The sequence below is a fragment of the Escherichia sp. WS3063 genome (genome assembly GCF_046486595.1).
GTDB lineage: Bacteria > Pseudomonadota > Gammaproteobacteria > Enterobacterales > Enterobacteriaceae > Escherichia > Escherichia coli.
Window position 1 is genome coordinate 18,622 of the sequence record NZ_JBJQKY010000008.1, and the last position, 15,780, is coordinate 34,401.

At 48.4% G+C, this 15,780-nt stretch carries 15 protein-coding genes; 5 read left to right on the forward strand and 10 right to left on the reverse strand.

Going from position 1 to position 15,780, the window contains the following annotated elements; translation table 11 throughout:
* Window positions 1-9: 9 nt before the first annotated feature.
* Window positions 10-1,038, forward strand: a complete 1,029-nt coding sequence (chuS, locus tag ACJHYW_RS10190) for a hematinate-forming heme oxygenase ChuS (RefSeq protein WP_001017193.1) — start codon at window positions 10-12, stop codon at window positions 1,036-1,038.
* A gap of 60 nt (window positions 1,039-1,098) precedes the next feature.
* Here chuS and ACJHYW_RS10195 read toward each other — a convergent pair whose 3' ends face one another.
* The 4 genes from ACJHYW_RS10195 to ACJHYW_RS10210 form a co-directional block, all read right to left on the reverse strand.
* Window positions 1,099-1,629: a helix-turn-helix transcriptional regulator gene (locus tag ACJHYW_RS10195; protein ID WP_000478615.1), complete on the reverse strand. Its 531-nt coding sequence runs from the start codon at window positions 1,627-1,629 to the stop codon at window positions 1,099-1,101.
* Window positions 1,630-1,781: 152 nt separating this feature from the next.
* Window positions 1,782-2,348 (reverse strand): outer membrane lipoprotein Slp, encoded by a 567-nt coding sequence (gene slp, locus ACJHYW_RS10200; protein WP_001057453.1) that lies wholly within the window; start codon window positions 2,346-2,348, stop codon window positions 1,782-1,784.
* Window positions 2,349-2,593: 245 nt separating this feature from the next.
* Window positions 2,594-3,817 (reverse strand): hypothetical protein, encoded by a 1,224-nt coding sequence (locus tag ACJHYW_RS10205; RefSeq protein ID WP_061092817.1) that lies wholly within the window; start codon window positions 3,815-3,817, stop codon window positions 2,594-2,596.
* 578 nt (window positions 3,818-4,395) lie between these two features.
* Entirely contained in the window at window positions 4,396-5,397 is a 1,002-nt protein-coding gene (locus ACJHYW_RS10210) for a permease (RefSeq protein WP_061092818.1), read from the reverse strand.
* Window positions 5,398-5,504: 107 nt separating this feature from the next.
* Here ACJHYW_RS10210 and ACJHYW_RS10215 point away from each other — a divergent pair, with 107 nt between their 5' ends.
* Window positions 5,505-5,825, forward strand: a complete 321-nt coding sequence (locus ACJHYW_RS10215; RefSeq protein WP_061092819.1) for an ArsR/SmtB family transcription factor — start codon at window positions 5,505-5,507, stop codon at window positions 5,823-5,825.
* A 20-nt stretch (window positions 5,826-5,845) separates the two neighbouring features.
* On the opposite strand, the gene arsC is transcribed toward ACJHYW_RS10215, so the two are convergent.
* The 3 genes from arsC to arsR are packed head-to-tail and all read right to left on the reverse strand — an operon-like array spanning window position 5,846 to window position 7,981.
* Window positions 5,846-6,271 (reverse strand): glutaredoxin-dependent arsenate reductase, encoded by a 426-nt coding sequence (gene arsC / locus ACJHYW_RS10220; RefSeq protein WP_000065788.1) that lies wholly within the window; start codon window positions 6,269-6,271, stop codon window positions 5,846-5,848.
* Between the two features lie 12 nt (window positions 6,272-6,283).
* Window positions 6,284-7,573 carry an arsenite/antimonite:H(+) antiporter ArsB gene (gene arsB, locus ACJHYW_RS10225; RefSeq protein WP_061092820.1) on the reverse strand — a complete coding sequence of 430 codons (1,290 nt, stop codon included), beginning with the start codon at window positions 7,571-7,573 and terminating at the stop codon, window positions 6,284-6,286.
* Between the two features lie 54 nt (window positions 7,574-7,627).
* Entirely contained in the window at window positions 7,628-7,981 is a 354-nt protein-coding gene (gene arsR / locus ACJHYW_RS10230; protein ID WP_000008961.1) for an As(III)-sensing metalloregulatory transcriptional repressor ArsR, read from the reverse strand.
* Window positions 7,982-8,719: 738 nt separating this feature from the next.
* On the opposite strand from arsR, the gene dinQ reads away from it, so the two are divergent.
* Entirely contained in the window at window positions 8,720-8,803 is an 84-nt protein-coding gene (gene dinQ / locus ACJHYW_RS10235) for a damage-inducible type I toxin DinQ (RefSeq protein WP_001295215.1), read from the forward strand.
* Window positions 8,804-8,856: 53 nt separating this feature from the next.
* Here the strand turns inward: dinQ and gorA are convergent, their stop codons facing one another.
* Together gorA and rlmJ are read right to left on the reverse strand one after the other, a co-directional pair.
* Window positions 8,857-10,209 carry a glutathione-disulfide reductase gene (gene gorA / locus ACJHYW_RS10240; protein ID WP_000160826.1) on the reverse strand — a complete coding sequence of 451 codons (1,353 nt, stop codon included), beginning with the start codon at window positions 10,207-10,209 and terminating at the stop codon, window positions 8,857-8,859.
* Between the two features lie 71 nt (window positions 10,210-10,280).
* Entirely contained in the window at window positions 10,281-11,123 is an 843-nt protein-coding gene (gene rlmJ / locus ACJHYW_RS10245; protein ID WP_001361525.1) for a 23S rRNA (adenine(2030)-N(6))-methyltransferase, read from the reverse strand.
* A gap of 202 nt (window positions 11,124-11,325) precedes the next feature.
* Between rlmJ and prlC the strand changes: the two genes are divergently transcribed.
* Both prlC and rsmJ read left to right on the forward strand, forming a co-directional pair.
* The gene (prlC, locus tag ACJHYW_RS10250) at window positions 11,326-13,368 is read left to right on the forward strand and encodes an oligopeptidase A (protein ID WP_061092821.1); all 2,043 of its coding nucleotides are present in this window, start codon (window positions 11,326-11,328) and stop codon (window positions 13,366-13,368) included.
* A 7-nt stretch (window positions 13,369-13,375) separates the two neighbouring features.
* Window positions 13,376-14,128 carry a 16S rRNA (guanine(1516)-N(2))-methyltransferase RsmJ gene (rsmJ, locus tag ACJHYW_RS10255; protein ID WP_000686607.1) on the forward strand — a complete coding sequence of 251 codons (753 nt, stop codon included), beginning with the start codon at window positions 13,376-13,378 and terminating at the stop codon, window positions 14,126-14,128.
* A gap of 48 nt (window positions 14,129-14,176) precedes the next feature.
* Here the strand turns inward: rsmJ and dtpB are convergent, their stop codons facing one another.
* Window positions 14,177-15,646 carry a dipeptide/tripeptide permease DtpB gene (dtpB, locus tag ACJHYW_RS10260; protein ID WP_001098652.1) on the reverse strand — a complete coding sequence of 490 codons (1,470 nt, stop codon included), beginning with the start codon at window positions 15,644-15,646 and terminating at the stop codon, window positions 14,177-14,179.
* Window positions 15,647-15,780 lie beyond the last annotated feature (134 nt).

A 15,780-nucleotide genomic window follows, 5' to 3' on the forward strand; every position in this document is an offset into this window, starting at 1 on the left:
AGAGAGACAATGAACCACTACACACGCTGGCTTGAGTTAAAAGAACAAAATCCCGGAAAGTACGCGCGTGACATCGCAGGTTTAATGAATATCAGCGAAGCAGAACTGGCATTTGCGCGCGTCACGCACGACGCGTGGCGGATGCGCGGCGATATCCGTGAAATTCTGGCGGCGCTCGAAAGTGTTGGCGAAACCAAATGTATTTGCCGTAATGAATATGCAGTCCATGAGCAAGTTGGTGCGTTCACAAACCAGCATTTGAACGGACATGCCGGATTGATCCTCAATCCGCGCGCGCTGGATTTACGTCTGTTTCTCAATCAATGGGCCAGTGTTTTCCACATCAAAGAAAACACGGCTCGTGGCGAACGCCAGAGTATTCAGTTCTTTGATCATCAGGGCGATGCATTACTAAAAGTTTATGCCACCGACAATACCGATATGGCGGCATGGAGTGAGCTTCTGGCACGGTTTATCACCGATGAGAATACGCCGCTTGAGTTAAAAGCCGTTGATGCGCCAGTTGTTCAAACGCGAGCCGATGCCAGTGTGGTCGAGCAAGAGTGGCGGGCGATGACCGACGTTCATCAGTTTTTTACGTTGCTCAAGCGCCACAACCTGACGCGCCAACAGGCGTTCAATCTGGTGGCAGACGATTTGGCCTGCAAAGTATCCAACAGTGCGTTGGCGCAAATTCTTGAATCTGCACAGCAGGATGGCAATGAAATCATGGTGTTTGTTGGCAACCGTGGCTGCGTACAGATTTTCACCGGTGTGGTAGAAAAAGTGGTGCCAATGAAAGGTTGGCTGAATATTTTTAACCCGACGTTTACTCTTCATCTATTAGAAGAGAGCATTGCTGAAACCTGGGTAACCCGTAAACCTGCTAGTGACGGTTATGTGACCAGTCTGGAATTGTTTGCCCATGATGGTACGCAGATAGCGCAACTTTATGGTCAACGTACAGAAGGCGAACAGGAGCAAGCGCAATGGCGTAAGCAAATTGCTTCGCTGATACCGGAAGGCGTTACTGCATAACGTATAATTAAAGGGAGGTCTGGCTATTTATTGCTGGGCCTCTTTATATTAATCAATCGATCACACCAGATAATCAATATGCTGATGGCGTACCAACTCATTGATCCGCTTAAGATTGAGGATCATCATGATATTGTGTTTATGGCAGTAGAACGTTTTTAGCGATATTTTCAGTTTCTCCAGAATATCTTCCGTTGTCATTTGATTCGCAATGCAGCTCAGAACCTGATGCTGCTTGCGCGAAAGGGACACATCCGCTTCAGGCACAGAGCAGTAACTGCCATTGATGAGTGCGACAAAGTCGATGATGGTGATAGTTCGCGGAACAAAGGTCACCGGTACTTTCCCCAGGCAGCGTTTAATATTAAAGGGAGAGAAAATAATCACATGGACAGGTTTTAATCGTTCAATTTGAGTGAGCAAATTAGAATGAAATACATTATTCATTAATGTATCAATAATGACGAAGGCATGCTGATGCAACATTACGTCGATCTCTTCTTCGTTCTGTATATGAACGACATTACCTTTACTCAGAATGTTTTTCATCGCAGTGAAGAACATCGTATCCCTGGTAATTATAAGAAACATAACCGACTCCTGGTGCGGACATTAACTTTATAATCAGTTTGCCAAAGGTAATTAACAGGACAGGGCTTATAATAATAATTAGCTGGCTGTGTATTAATTTGATGTAATGCATGATGCAGATGCTGAGAAAGCATCTGCATCTTTCGGTGGTGTTATTTGACCAGCTCAGGTGTTACCTGACTCACCGCGTTGGTGTAGTAAGGCGCACCCCAGCCCGGTTCCGGCCAGAATGCACCATAGCCGTAATCCCACAGGTTATAGGTGGTATTAACCACTTCTCTCAAATGCCACACCTGGATGCCCTGCATATTCACTTCGAGGAAGTTATACGGGACTTTATTGATAAAGCCAGGTTGTTCACCCTGAATGGTACCGAGGATGGTAACAAAGTGATTACGATAGTTCACTGGATCAAGGAAGCCGCTTTGTCTGGCGAGCAGTCGGCCCTGATAGTTGGCTTCAATATCAGGCTTCGCATAGCTATCCAACGGTAATACAGCGATTTCTAACAACGTATCCGTTTTGCCATTGATAACGTTGATAACCTTCCCACCAAAGCGCGCTTGTTGGCCAACATATAACCCCGGCTGGTTATGAACAGCAACAAAACTTTTTTGAATATCAGGTTGGTTATTGCCTTTGATATTTTGCGGAATTGAACTACATGCGGCAAGCAAAAATGAAAGGCTGAGGATGAGTGCACCTTTTGTCATGTTCATGTTACTATCCTTATCAACAAATATTAAAACCATAATAGATATTTCTTTATAGTTTTCATCTGATTCTGAGGCGATATGCCTGATAGTAACGTAAACCTGTCTGATGTTTATATCCCTTCTGTTTAGTTTAATTCTGTTAATTTTGGGGCGTGACATGAGTATCCATCGCCCCATAAAATAGCCTTTTTTTAAAGGTGCATAAAATCTATTTTTATTCAATGATTATAAAGTGCTAATGTTCAATATTATGGGATTATATTCTGGTAATGATTTGATAAGCGAATTCTTTTGCCAGTTGGTGTTTCTATTTCCACCCCATAATTTATAGTTTTTTCATCAGGTAGCGATCTCTTTAAATAAGGTGCGTATGACATTTTTTTAGGATGAAACGTATCGTGTTGAAATATTTCGAATTGATATTCAGACATTTGTGCCCATTTTTTAATTCTATTGTATCGAGAGGGTGTTGTAAAATTTTTAACTTGCTTGTAACATTCTTTTTGGAATTCTTTCTGATATTTTATTATGTCGTTGTATGAAAGATTGTTTACCCTGGTCTCTAATAATTCTATTATTGTCGAAGCAATTTCCGCTTTTGCTCTTAAAGAGTTGTCATTAATGGTTAATAATGTTGAAAATAAACCATTGATTTGTTTGTCAACATATTGTTCATCTTTATGTAAATTTGTGATGGGGTTTTCCTTATGTGAAAAAATAGTATCAAATAAATTTGCGTCAGTGAAGTTTACATTAAGTAGATCTTCGAAATAAAACCTTGACAAGGTTAGAACGAACCCGGACAGGTCCTGTCCTGTCATATTGAAATCAATAAAGTTGGTTCCAGCAAAGACTTTCATCCTGTTTTCATTTTCACTGTGCTCAATATACAACCTTGTCATTTTTTGGTACAAGCTTTGAATATCTTTTATATCAGTTGGTAAATCAGTTCGTTGCCCAGAAAAATTTTTATTTTCGGAAGAAACGGTTTGGACACTGAATCTTACTGGTATTCCCTCTTCTACGAGAATTTTAGTTATGATTGGCTTATTGGGCTTAGGATTAAAGACAACAATGATTTTAGATTCAGAGTTTTTATTCTTTTCGTATCTAATGTTATTAATCTGATTAAGTATTGATTGTGTCTGTTGCGTAAGTGGTGTCGAACTTATCGTTTCAATGTTATTAATAAGTTTTACAAGTTGAGCCACAACTTTTGAGTAGTCTGCATTTGTATATGTGGTGTTCGTGTGGCACGCATTAATTTGTTGGAGTTGTTGTTGCGCTAAATCAAATTGTTCAGCGTTATATCCTTCTTCAGACAATGAAAAATTAATGGGTTGCTGTTCTTCCTGATTATCACAAGGCCACATCGGTGTGTCTGGTGTTTTAACATTGTCGGTATCTGTTGTGCGGTTATAAATATCGCCGTGATATGTATTTATCATACCTGGGGTAAAGTCAATTGACATAACATTCCTTATTGTTCATCTATTTCGCTAAATTTTTGTAAATCGAAGAATTAGAGCAGGAATGGATTTTTTCTACGCGGAAATAAACACAATGCGTCATATCTTCCTGATATAATTACCTTTAACTTCCCTTTCATTTCCACCCGATAATATTTGTGTATAAAAAAGGGCAGTGATAGTATCGTAAAGGAAAACGTTAACAACTATCAAAAAGCGCTCATTTTAAAAAGTTATGATGTTCTCCGATAGTGTGTGAAGTGATATTTTCGTGATGTTTTAGATGTGTAATAATGAACCAGGTTAAAGTGTATTTAAAAATGTGTTGTATTGGCGACTGAAATCTGCCCTTTAAAAGGGGGGATAGCACTGAGACAAAGAGGCATTGCTTCTCCGATACAATGTCAGAGAAGCATGATTGCGTGGTGATTGTCGATTGATGACTTACTGACGGATCCGTCATCATTCTCAAAGCATTAGTTAAGTTATTTGTGATTTTTAAGGATTATCCTATCTATGATTTTCTACTCAGAAGGATAAGGCACTCACAATGCTCCTTATAGTTTACTGCTGGCATCTATTTAAAATAGCATTTGAGTCAAGTAGCCCATCAAGATAGCCATACCTAAGATAACCGTCAGGAATGCAACTATCATCGGTATTCTGAACATTGATTTAAGTAATATCACTTCCGTCAGGCTTGCGCCGGCACTGCCGATGATTAATGCCATTAATGCTCCCAGACCCATTCCTTTTGTCATCAGAACAGATGCCAGAGGGATAACCGCCTCTGCCCGGATATATAGCGGAATACCGACAACGGCGCTCAATGGGATGGCGAAGGGATTATCTGCCCCTGCATGAGCGGCAATCCACTCTGAGGGAATAAAGCCATAAATAAAAGAGCCTATTAATACCCCTAACAAAAGATATGGCAGTACATCTTTAAACTGTTGCAACGCATCTTTGGTGGCTAGTTTTATGGGATTAATACTTACCACAGCTTTGGTACTGCAACAGTTTACTACAGGTTTCTCAATGGCTTTAGCCGCTGGACTACAGCAACTCACTTTTATTGGCGTATATGTCGTCCCCGGCGAAGTTTTGGCTTGAGCACAACAATTTGCTGATGAGCTTTTACTGGCAATGATATGACGTTCAAATCCCAGGGAATCCAGGATAATACTGGCAAGTACGGAGACGCCGGCGGCGATAATCGCGTACAACAAGGTAACTTTCCAGCCAAAGGTCACCCACATTAACCCGACGATAATGGGATTAAGTAATGGGGAAACAAATAAAAAAGTGAGGGTCGGACCAAACCCGGCTTTCGCTGATAACAATCCACGTAACATGGGGATTGTCGAGCAACTACAGAACGGGGTAACGGCTCCCAACAGAGCAGCCAGGAGATAACCTCTCCCTTTTCTGGCCCCCATTATCTGCTGGATTTTATGGTCTGGCACCTTTTGTCTTATCAGGCTCACACCGGCACTAATCACTATAAACAGCAAAGAAAGCTCGACGGCGAGAAACACAAACATTTCTGCGGCATCTTGCAGCATCGCAAGCCAACTACTCATACGTAACCTCATTGAATAAATCTATATTTCCAGAATAATCGAAATAAAATTCAGATCAAGATATTTCTGGTATTATCGAAATATCAACCAGACAAAGGGGGTGTCATATGCAGTTGGAAGAAGTTGCTAAAGCGCTGAAAGAGCTAGGTCACCCGACCCGTTTGTTCATATTCAAACACCTGGTCAAAGCGGGGGAACTAGGTTTGCCGGTCGGTGAGTTGCAAAAGCAGCTTGGGATACCTGGCTCCACACTCAGCCACCATATCTCAGCACTGGTATCGGTAGGACTGGTCAAACAAAACCGTGAGAGTCGGACGCTGATGTGTGTTTCGCAATATGCAATGCTGGAAGCGATAATTGAATTCTTACGCGAGGAGTGCTGCGTAAATAGCAAAACACATGGCGAAGGGGCCACGAAGAACAAATAAGGGGGCATATCCCCCTTTAGCTATTTCAGGCGCTTACCCGCCTCATCAACCACTTTCTCGCCATCTTCCTTGGTGAACGCGCGTTGTTGCGCATCTGGCAGAATTTCCAGCACCACTTCTGAAGGGCGGCACAGGCGAGTTCCCAGCGGCGTCACCACAATCGGGCGATTAATCAGAATCGGGTGCTGAAGCATAAAGTCGATTAACCGATCGTCAGTAAATTTATCTTCTGCAAGGCCTAGTTCCTCATACGGCTCGACGTTTTTACGCAGCAGCGCGCGTACGGAAATCCCCATATCGGCAATGAGTTTGACCAGCTCATCGCGCGTTGGCGGTGTTTCCAGATAATAGATAATGGTCGGTTCTGTACCGCTGTTGCGGATCATCTCCAGCGTATTACGCGACGTACCGCAGGCCGGGTTGTGATAAATGGTAATGTTGCTCATATCAATATCTCATTACAAAGTGAAAGAGAGACGTAGCGCCAGCACAGCCAGCGTCACAAAAAGCACCGGCAGGGTCATGATAATCCCTGTACGGAAGTAATATCCCCAGCTGATAGTCATATTCTTCTGCGAAAGTACGTGCAGCCAGAGCAGCGTTGCCAGGCTACCAATCGGTGTAATTTTCGGCCCCAAATCGCAGCCAATCACGTTGGCATAAACCATCGCCTCTTTGATGACACCAGACGCCGTGCTGCCATCAATGGACAACGCGCCAACCAGTACCGTCGGCATATTGTTCATAATAGAAGAGAGGAAGGCGGTGAGGAATCCGGTGCCGAGCGTCGCCGCCCACAGGCCGTTATCCGCCAGCACGTTGAGTACGCCAGAAAGATATTCCGTTAATCCGGCATTGCGCAGGCCATAAACCACCAGATACATGCCGAGCGAGAAGATGACAATCTGCCAGGGCGCACCGCGCAGCACCTTACCCGTATTAATCGCATGACCGCGTTTAGCGACGACAAATAATATCAGCGCGCCCACTGCCGCAATGGCGCTTACCGGAATGCCGAGCGGTTCCAGGACGAAAAATCCCACCAGCAGAAGCAGTAAAACAACCCCGCCAGTTTTGAAGGTGGCAGGATCTTTAACCGCTTCTGCGGGAGATTTTAGCAGCGCCATGTCGTAGTTCTGCGGAATATCTTTGCGGAAATAGAGATGCAACATCACCAGGGTAGCCAGTATTGCAGCGATATCCACCGGCACCATCACCGAGGCGTATTCGCGAAAGCCGAGGTCAAAGAAATCTGCCGAAACGATATTCACCAGATTGGAGACAATAAGCGGCAGGCTGGCGGTATCGGCAATGAATCCGGCCGCCATAACAAACGCCAGCGTAGTGCCTTTGTTGAACCCTAAAGCCAGCAGCATGGCGATGACAATCGGTGTCAAAATAAGCGCCGCGCCATCATTGGCAAACAGAGCTGCAACGGCAGCACCGAGCAGGACAATCCAGGTAAACAGCAAGCGACCGCGCCCATTGCCCCAGCGTGAGACGTGCAGCGCCGCCCATTCAAAAAAGCCGGACTCATCCAGCAGCAAGCTGATGATAATGACGGCTATAAACGCCGCCGTCGCGTTCCAGACGATATTCCACACCACCGGAATATCGCCCGGATGGACCACGCCAGTAACTAACGCCAGTACGGCGCCCAGTGTCGCACTCCAGCCGATGCCTAAACCTTTCGGCTGCCAGATAACCAATACGATGGTCAGGACAAAGATAGCGCCCGCCAGTAACATCATGCCTCCTTGATAAAACACATTCGAATATTCATATGTGTTTAGATAAATTTTTTAACTACAAATATTCTTACTGTCTGCGGAACAATTTTGTCTGGCGAGGTTACGGACAATCACCTGAACCTTTTCCTGTTCGCATCGCCAGGCCTGCTCAATAATTTTCGCCGCCCATGCTGGAATATGCGGCGATAAACGGTAATGAACCCACTTTCCTTGCTTGCGGTCCAGCAATAGCCCACTTTCACGCAGTAATGCCAGATGGCGGGAGATCTTGGGCTGCGACTGATCGAGGGCAGTGCACAGATCGCAGACGCATAACTCTCCCAGCTCGCTGAGCAGTAAAACGATGCCCAAACGGGTTTCATCGGCAAGAATTTTGAAGAGTTGGATGGGTAACAGAAATGACATATTGCGCTCCTGATTGTTGCACTTAGTGTCTCTCTTCGAAGCGGATAAGTCAAAAACATATATGGTTTAACGAATGCGTATGTGCAGAGGAAGGTAATAGATGTGAGTTAAGAGTTGGGTATTTATTGGAAAAGACCTGAATCAGGACGTAAAAAAACCGACTTTGTGTCGGTTTTTTACTTTCCAGCCCTGAGTTGGTGGCTCTGGCTGGGGTGAGAGAGCTCTTATCTAACGGTTCAATACTATTAGCCAGTGGCTAACATTGCAAGAATTAGCGATTTCTTCAGCTGGCGGAGGGGGCACTTCGGTATATATCGCAGTGACGATTTATATACTTTCACTGGGTCATCGTCATATTAAGCCTTGTCCGAATCCGGATGTAAAAAAACCGACTTTGCGTCGGTTTTTTTACTTTCCAGCCCTGAGTTGGTGGCTCTGGCTGGAGTGAGAATGCCATCATCTAACGCATCAATGCTAATACCATACTGAAACTATTGCAAGGACATGCTGGTTTTATAACCTGAATATACTGTATGATTATCCAGTTAGCTCTGAGGCATTTTCACTCTGGCAATGCGCATAAACGCTTTCAAAGTCCTGATCAGTGGTACGGGTGGTGCCGTTAACTGATGCTCTGGCCGGAGTGAGAATGCCATTATCTAACAATAGGGCATGCGCCGTGACAGGCAATGGATGAGTAAGCGGATGCATTCTCACTCCATCGTATGGAGAACACGGGTGATTGATAAAGCAATCATCGTTCTTGGGGCGTTAATTGCGCTGCTGGAACTGATCCGCTTTCTGCTTCAGCTTCTGAACTGATAGCGGAAACGTAGCTAAGGGCTAAGAGCACACTACTCTTAGCCCTTTAACATTTAACGCATGGTCACGAACTCTTCTGCCGCCGTCGGGTGAATGGCGACGGTATTATCGAAGTCTTTTTTGGTTGCGCCCATCTTCAGTGCCACCGCGAAGCCCTGCAACATTTCGTCCATACCAAAACCAATGCCGTGAATTCCGACAATCTTCTCTTCCGGTCCAACGCATACCAGTTTCATGCGGCACGGCTGGCGGTGAGTGGTGACGGCGGTATACATCGCGGTGAAAGAGGATTTATACACTTTCACCTGATCGTCGCCGTACTGCTCGCGTGCCTGCGGTTCCGTTAAACCAACAGTCCCAATCGGCGGATGGCTGAAGACCACGGTCGGAATGTTGCTGTAATCCAGATGCTCATCCGGCTTGTTATTAAACAGGCGTTCAGAGAGACGGCGACCCGCTGCAACTGCCACCGGTGTCAGTTCCACTGCACCCGTGTTATCGCCCACCGCGTAAATACCTTCAACGTTGGTATTTTGATATTTATCGACGACGATATAGCCTTTTTCGTTGGTTTTTACACCAGCGGCTTCCAGGTTGATGTTGTCATTGGCAGGCTCGCGACCAATCGCCCAAATCAGGCAATCCACCGTTTCACTGCGACCATCTTCCAGCTCCAGCGTCAGGCTGCCATCGGCATTTTTCACTACCGCTTTCGGGATGGCGTTGGTGTGCAACTGCGGACCTTCGGCGTTCATCACTTCGACCAGAGTTTCAGAGATCATCGGGTCGAAGCTGCGCAGCGGCGCATGTTTACGAACAAACAGATGCGTTTTCGCGCCGAGGCCGTTAATCACGCCCGCCAGTTCCACGGCGATGTAACCCGCGCCAACAACCGCTACGCGCTCTGGCAAAGCAGGAAGGGCAAAGAAACCATCGGAATCAATACCGTATTCCACGCCTGGAATATCCGGGTGGCTCGGACGACCGCCGGTGGCGATCAGGACATGATCGGCCGTGATGGTTTCACCGTTAACTTCCAGCGTTTTGGCATCAACGAAGCGGGCAAAGCCTTTGATTACATCAACGTTATTTTTACCGAGCACGTTTTCATAGGAGGTATGAATACGGTCGATATAGGCGGTACGGCTGGCGATCAACGTTTCCCAGTTGAATTTATTGATAGTGGTATCGAAACCATAATCCGGACCGTACATGTGGATCGCTTCACGGATTTGCGCCGCGTGCCACATTACTTTCTTCGGTACGCAGCCGACGTTCACGCAGGTGCCGCCCAGTTCTTTGGCTTCAATCAGCGCGCATTTCTGACCGTACATAGCCGCGCGGTTGATGGAGGCGATACCGCCGCTGCCGCCGCCGATGGCGATGTAATCATAGTGTTTAGTCATGACATATTGTCCTTATCGTTGATTACCGCGATTGTAGCGCGAGACGTAATAGGTGCCAGCGATGGCTGCAATTACTCCGGCACGATCCAGCTGACGGTAGCGTGACCAGTGCCTGCCGGAACCAGTTTGCTGTGCAGCCACGGCAGCACGTTATTCATCTGCTGTTCCAGCTTCCACGGTGGGTTAATCACAATCATGCCGGAAGCGGTCATGCCACGGCGATCGCTGTCTGGCAGCACCGCCAGTTCAATTTGCAGAATTTTGCGAATGCCGGTCGCTTCCAGGTCGTGGATCATGCGCTTAATTTGCTGACGCAGCACCACTGGATACCACAGTGCATAAACGCCCGTGGCAAAACGTTTATACCCCTCGTTGATGCCGCTGACCACCGCCTGATAATCCGTTTTCATTTCATACGGCGGGTCGATAAGGATTAAACCACGGCGGGAAACCGGCGGCAGTTTGGCCTTAAGCTGCTGGAAACCGTCGGCTTTTTCCACGCGCGCACGGTTGTCTTTCTGAAATTCAGAACGCAGCAACGGGTAATCGCTCGGGTGCAGTTCGGTCAGTTGCAGGCTGTCCTGTTCACGCAGTAACTGACGAGCAATCAACGGCGAACCGGGGTAATAACGCAACTGACCGCTACGGTTGAAGTGTTTTACCACATTGATGTACGGCTCCAGCTCCGCAGGCAAATCGTCCTGCTGCCAGATACGGGCGATACCTTCGAGATATTCGCCGGTACGCTCGGCATGTTCGCTGCCTAACTGATAACGCCCGGCCCCTGCGTGGGTATCGAGATAAAGAAACGGTTTATCTTTCTCTTTCAGCGACTCAATGATCAGGCTCTGAACGGTATGTTTAAGGACGTCGGCGTGGTTGCCAGCGTGAAAGCTATGGCGATAACTGAGCATGGGTAAAGGTGTTCCGGTAAGTAAAAATCGGCCCGTATTCGGGGCGCACAAAAGCCTATCAGAACAGTATACCGAAAAGAGGCCGCCGCCGCGAAAGCGTAACGTTTCTCATTGAAATTCACTACACTTAACCCCATGCTACACACATTATGTAAAGCGCCTGTTGAGCGCTTCCTTAACCTCTTTAACCAGGACTGCGCTAATGACGAATCCGTTACTGACTCCCTTTGAATTGCCTCCGTTTTCTAAAATTCTCCCGGAACATGTCGTTCCTGCCGTGACTAAGGCGCTGAACGACTGCCGCGAAAATGTGGAGCGCGTAGTAGCGCAAGGGGCACCGTACACCTGGGAAAATCTCTGCCAGCCGTTGGCGGAAGTGGACGATGTGCTGGGGCGTATCTTCTCTCCGGTCAGCCACCTGAACTCGGTGAAAAATAGCCCGGAACTGCGTGAAGCGTACGAACAAACCCTGCCGCTGCTGTCAGAATACAGCACCTGGGTAGGGCAACATGAAGGGCTGTATAAGGCATATCGCGACCTGCGCGATGGCGATCATTACGCCACGCTGAACACGGCGCAGAAAAAAGCGGTTGATAACGCACTGCGCGACTTCGAACTCTCTGGCATCGGTCTGCCGAAAGAGAAACAGCAGCGTTACGGCGAAATTGCTACCCGTCTTTCTGAACTGGGCAACCAGTACAGCAACAACGTCCTCGATGCGACGATGGGCTGGACCAAACTCGTTACCGACGAAGCGGAGCTGGCGGGGATGCCAGAAAGCGCGCTGGCTGCGGCAAAAGCCCAGGCTGAAGCGAAAGAACTTGAAGGCTACCTGCTGACGCTGGATATCCCAAGCTACCTGCCGGTAATGACCTACTGCGACAACCAGGCTATGCGTGAAGAGATGTATCGCGCTTACAGCACCCGCGCTTCCGATCAAGGCCCGAACGCCGGTAAGTGGGACAACAGCAAGGTGATGGAAGAGATCCTCGCGCTGCGTCACGAACTGGCGCAACTGCTGGGCTTTGAAAACTATGCCTTTAAATCCCTTGCTACTAAAATGGCAGAAAACCCACAGCAGGTGCTGGATTTCTTAACCGATCTGGCAAAACGCGCGCGTCCACAAGGCGAAAAAGAGCTGGCGCAACTGCGTGCCTTCGCTAAAGCCGAATTTGGCGTGGATGAGTTGCAGCCGTGGGATATCGCATACTACAGCGAAAAACAGAAACAGCACCTCTACAGCATCAGTGACGAACAACTGCGTCCGTACTTCCCGGAAAACAAAGCGGTTAACGGCCTGTTTGAAGTGGTGAAACGTATTTACGGCATCACCGCTAAAGAGCGTAAAGATGTTGATGTCTGGCATCCGGATGTCCGTTTCTTCGAACTGTATGACGAAAACAACGAACTGCGCGGCAGTTTCTACCTCGACCTGTACGCCTGTGAAAACAAGCGCGGCGGGGCGTGGATGGATGACTGCGTAGGCCAGATGCGTAAAGCAGACGGTTCGCTGCAAAAACCGGTCGCGTATTTGACCTGCAACTTCAACCGCCCGGTAAATGGTAAACCGGCGCTGTTTACCCATGACGAAGTGATCACCCTGTTCCACGAGTTCGGTCACGGCCTGCATCATATGCTGACCCGCATTGAAACCGCTGGAGTGTCTGGTATCAGCGGGGTGCCGTGGGATGCGGTCGAACTGCCGAGCCAGTTTATGGAAAACTGGTGCTGGGAGCCGGAGGCGCTGGCGTTTATCTCCGGTCACTATGAAACCGGCGAACCGCTGCCGAAAGAGTTGCTGGATAAAATGCTGGCGGCGAAGAACTACCAGGCGGCGCTGTTTATTCTGCGCCAGCTGGAGTTCGGTCTGTTCGATTTCCGCCTCCATGCCGAGTTCCGCCCGGATCAGGGAGCGAAAATCCTCGAAACTCTGGCAGAAATCAAGAAACTGGTTGCCGTGGTACCGTCTCCGTCATGGGGCCGTTTCCCGCATGCTTTCAGCCACATTTTTGCCGGTGGTTATGCGGCAGGTTACTACAGCTACCTGTGGGCCGATGTACTGGCAGCAGATGCCTTCTCGCGTTTTGAGGAAGAGGGCATTTTCAACCGTGAAACTGGGCAGTCGTTCCTCGACAACATTCTGAGCCGTGGCGGTTCAGAAGAGCCGATGGAGCTGTTCAAACGCTTCCGTGGTCGTGAACCACAGCTGGATGCGATGCTGGAGCATTACGGCATTAAGGGCTGATCATTCAGTGAAAATCTGCTTAATTGATGAAACAGGCGCCGGAGACGGCGCCTTATCTGTTCTGGCGGCTCGCTGGGGGCTGGAGCACGATGAAGACAACCTGATGGCGCTGGTGTTAACGCCGGAGCACCTGGAACTGCGCAAGCGTGATGAGCCGAAACTTGGCGGCATCTTTGTTGATTTTGTTGGCGGAGCGATGGCGCACCGACGCAAATTCGGCGGCGGACGTGGTGAAGCGGTGGCAAAAGCAGTGGGCATTAAAGGCGATTATTTGCCGGATGTGGTGGACGCCACCGCAGGATTAGGGCGCGATGCCTTTGTGCTGGCTTCGGTCGGCTGCCGCGTGCGGATGCTGGAGCGCAATCCGGTGGTTGCCGCGTTGCTCGACGATGGTCTGGCGCGTGGTTATGCGGATGCGGAAATCGGCGGCTGGTTACAGGAACGTTTGCAGTTGATTCACGCCTCCAGTCTGACGGCGCTGAGCGATATCACCCCGCGTCCGCAGGTGGTCTATCTTGACCCAATGTTCCCGCATAAGCAGAAAAGCGCGCTGGTGAAAAAAGAGATGCGCGTGTTTCAGTCGCTGGTGGGGCCGGATCTTGATGCCGATGGATTGTTGGAGCCTGCGCGGTTGCTGGCAACCAAACGCGTGGTGGTGAAGCGTCCGGACTATGCGCCGCCGCTGGCGAATGTCGCCACGCCAAACGCGGTAGTCACTAAAGGGCATCGCTTTGATATTTATGCCGGAACGCCGGTGTAAAAGTAAAGCAGGGTAGCGTTATCGCTACCCTGCTTTCTGCAAGAATAATTAATGGCTTTCGGGTGTCGCAATCATGCGTTTCAGCCACGGCACCATCAGCAGCATCACCACCGCAACGCCCAGCGTAACCAGGCCAATCTTACCAAACACGTTGGTATAGACGGGCAACGTCTCAAGCGGATCGGTAATGTTGTCTGGTACTGCGGTAAATGTTGCCACATAGCCGCCCAGCAAGAACGCGGCAGCCTGCGTCAGGAACCACATCCCGAGAATAAAGCCCATCAAATGCTGCGGCACCAGGGCAGCAATCATCGCCAGGCCAAGGGCGCTAATAAACAGTTCACCCAGGCTCTGGAACAAGTAAACCAGCACGATAAACCACGGCGATGTCAGTCCTTGTGCATCAGCAAACCACATTCCCGCAGCTGCAGCCGTCAAAAAGCCCAGCGAGCACATAAACATACCGAGAGTAAATTTCATCGGCATCGAGAGGTCTTTGCCTTTGTTACCCAAATGCGTGTAGATACCTGCCAGTATTGGGCTGGCGAGTACCACCCAGAACGGGTTAAGCGCCTGGAAGCTGACCGGGTTGATGGAAAAGCCGAGAATTTCATGATGCACGTTGTTGATGGCAAAGAAGTTCAGCGACGTTGGCATCTGGGCGTAGAGAATGTAAAACACCACCGCTTCGAGCATCAGGACAAAGGCGACAAACATTTTATTGCGCCCGGTTTTATCCAGCTTGAATGCCTGACGAAAGAAAATGATGGTGACGACGATGGAGAGAACAATCAGCACCAGATTGGCGACTTCTACGTTGTGCATCAGCCATGCACAGACGAAGATCATCACCACGCTGCCAAGTAACACGTACAACAGTTTGCTGAAGCTCATCGGCCGGAAGTCGGGTTCAGAACCAATGTCTTTCACCATTCCGCGACAGGCGATGTAAACCAATAGCGCGATAATTAATCCCGCACCGCACAGGTTGTAGGTGACTGAATAGCCGAATCTATCAGCGATCACAGGGGCCAGCGATAACGCTATCAACGAGCCGATGTTGATCGACATATAGAACAGGGTAAATGCGCCATCAAGCCGCGGATCTTTCGGCGGATAGCACTTCGAAAGCAAGCTGGCTGGGTTAGCTTTAAACAGGCCGTTACCGACAGCGATAGTCCCCAGGGCGATGAAAATCAGGTCAGGCTTAAGTAGCGACATGCCGGTCATGAAGTAGCCAATCGCCAGCACAAGTGCTCCGAGAACAATGGTGCGTTTGGTCCCCAGCAGGTGGTCGCCGACATAGCCGCCAATGGAAATGAGGCCATAGACCAGCGCAGCAAAAGCACCAAAAGTGACAAAAGCCTGTTCTTGCGAGAATCCAAGCTGCTTAACGAAGAAAACAGCCAGTACGCCCTGCACGCCGTAGTAGCCGAATCGCTCCCATAACTCGACAAAAAAGATCATGAAAAATGGGCGAGGTTGCTGCAGCATCCCCATGGGTGTTGTTGTATTCATATTTATTAACCTTCCAATACCATCCTGAAAAGTATGAACGCGTAAGGGATAACGCGCGAAAAAGTTTACATCTGTCAGAGATTCTTAATATTGATGCGGTGAATAGATTAATACACTATTACAACAGAAAATAA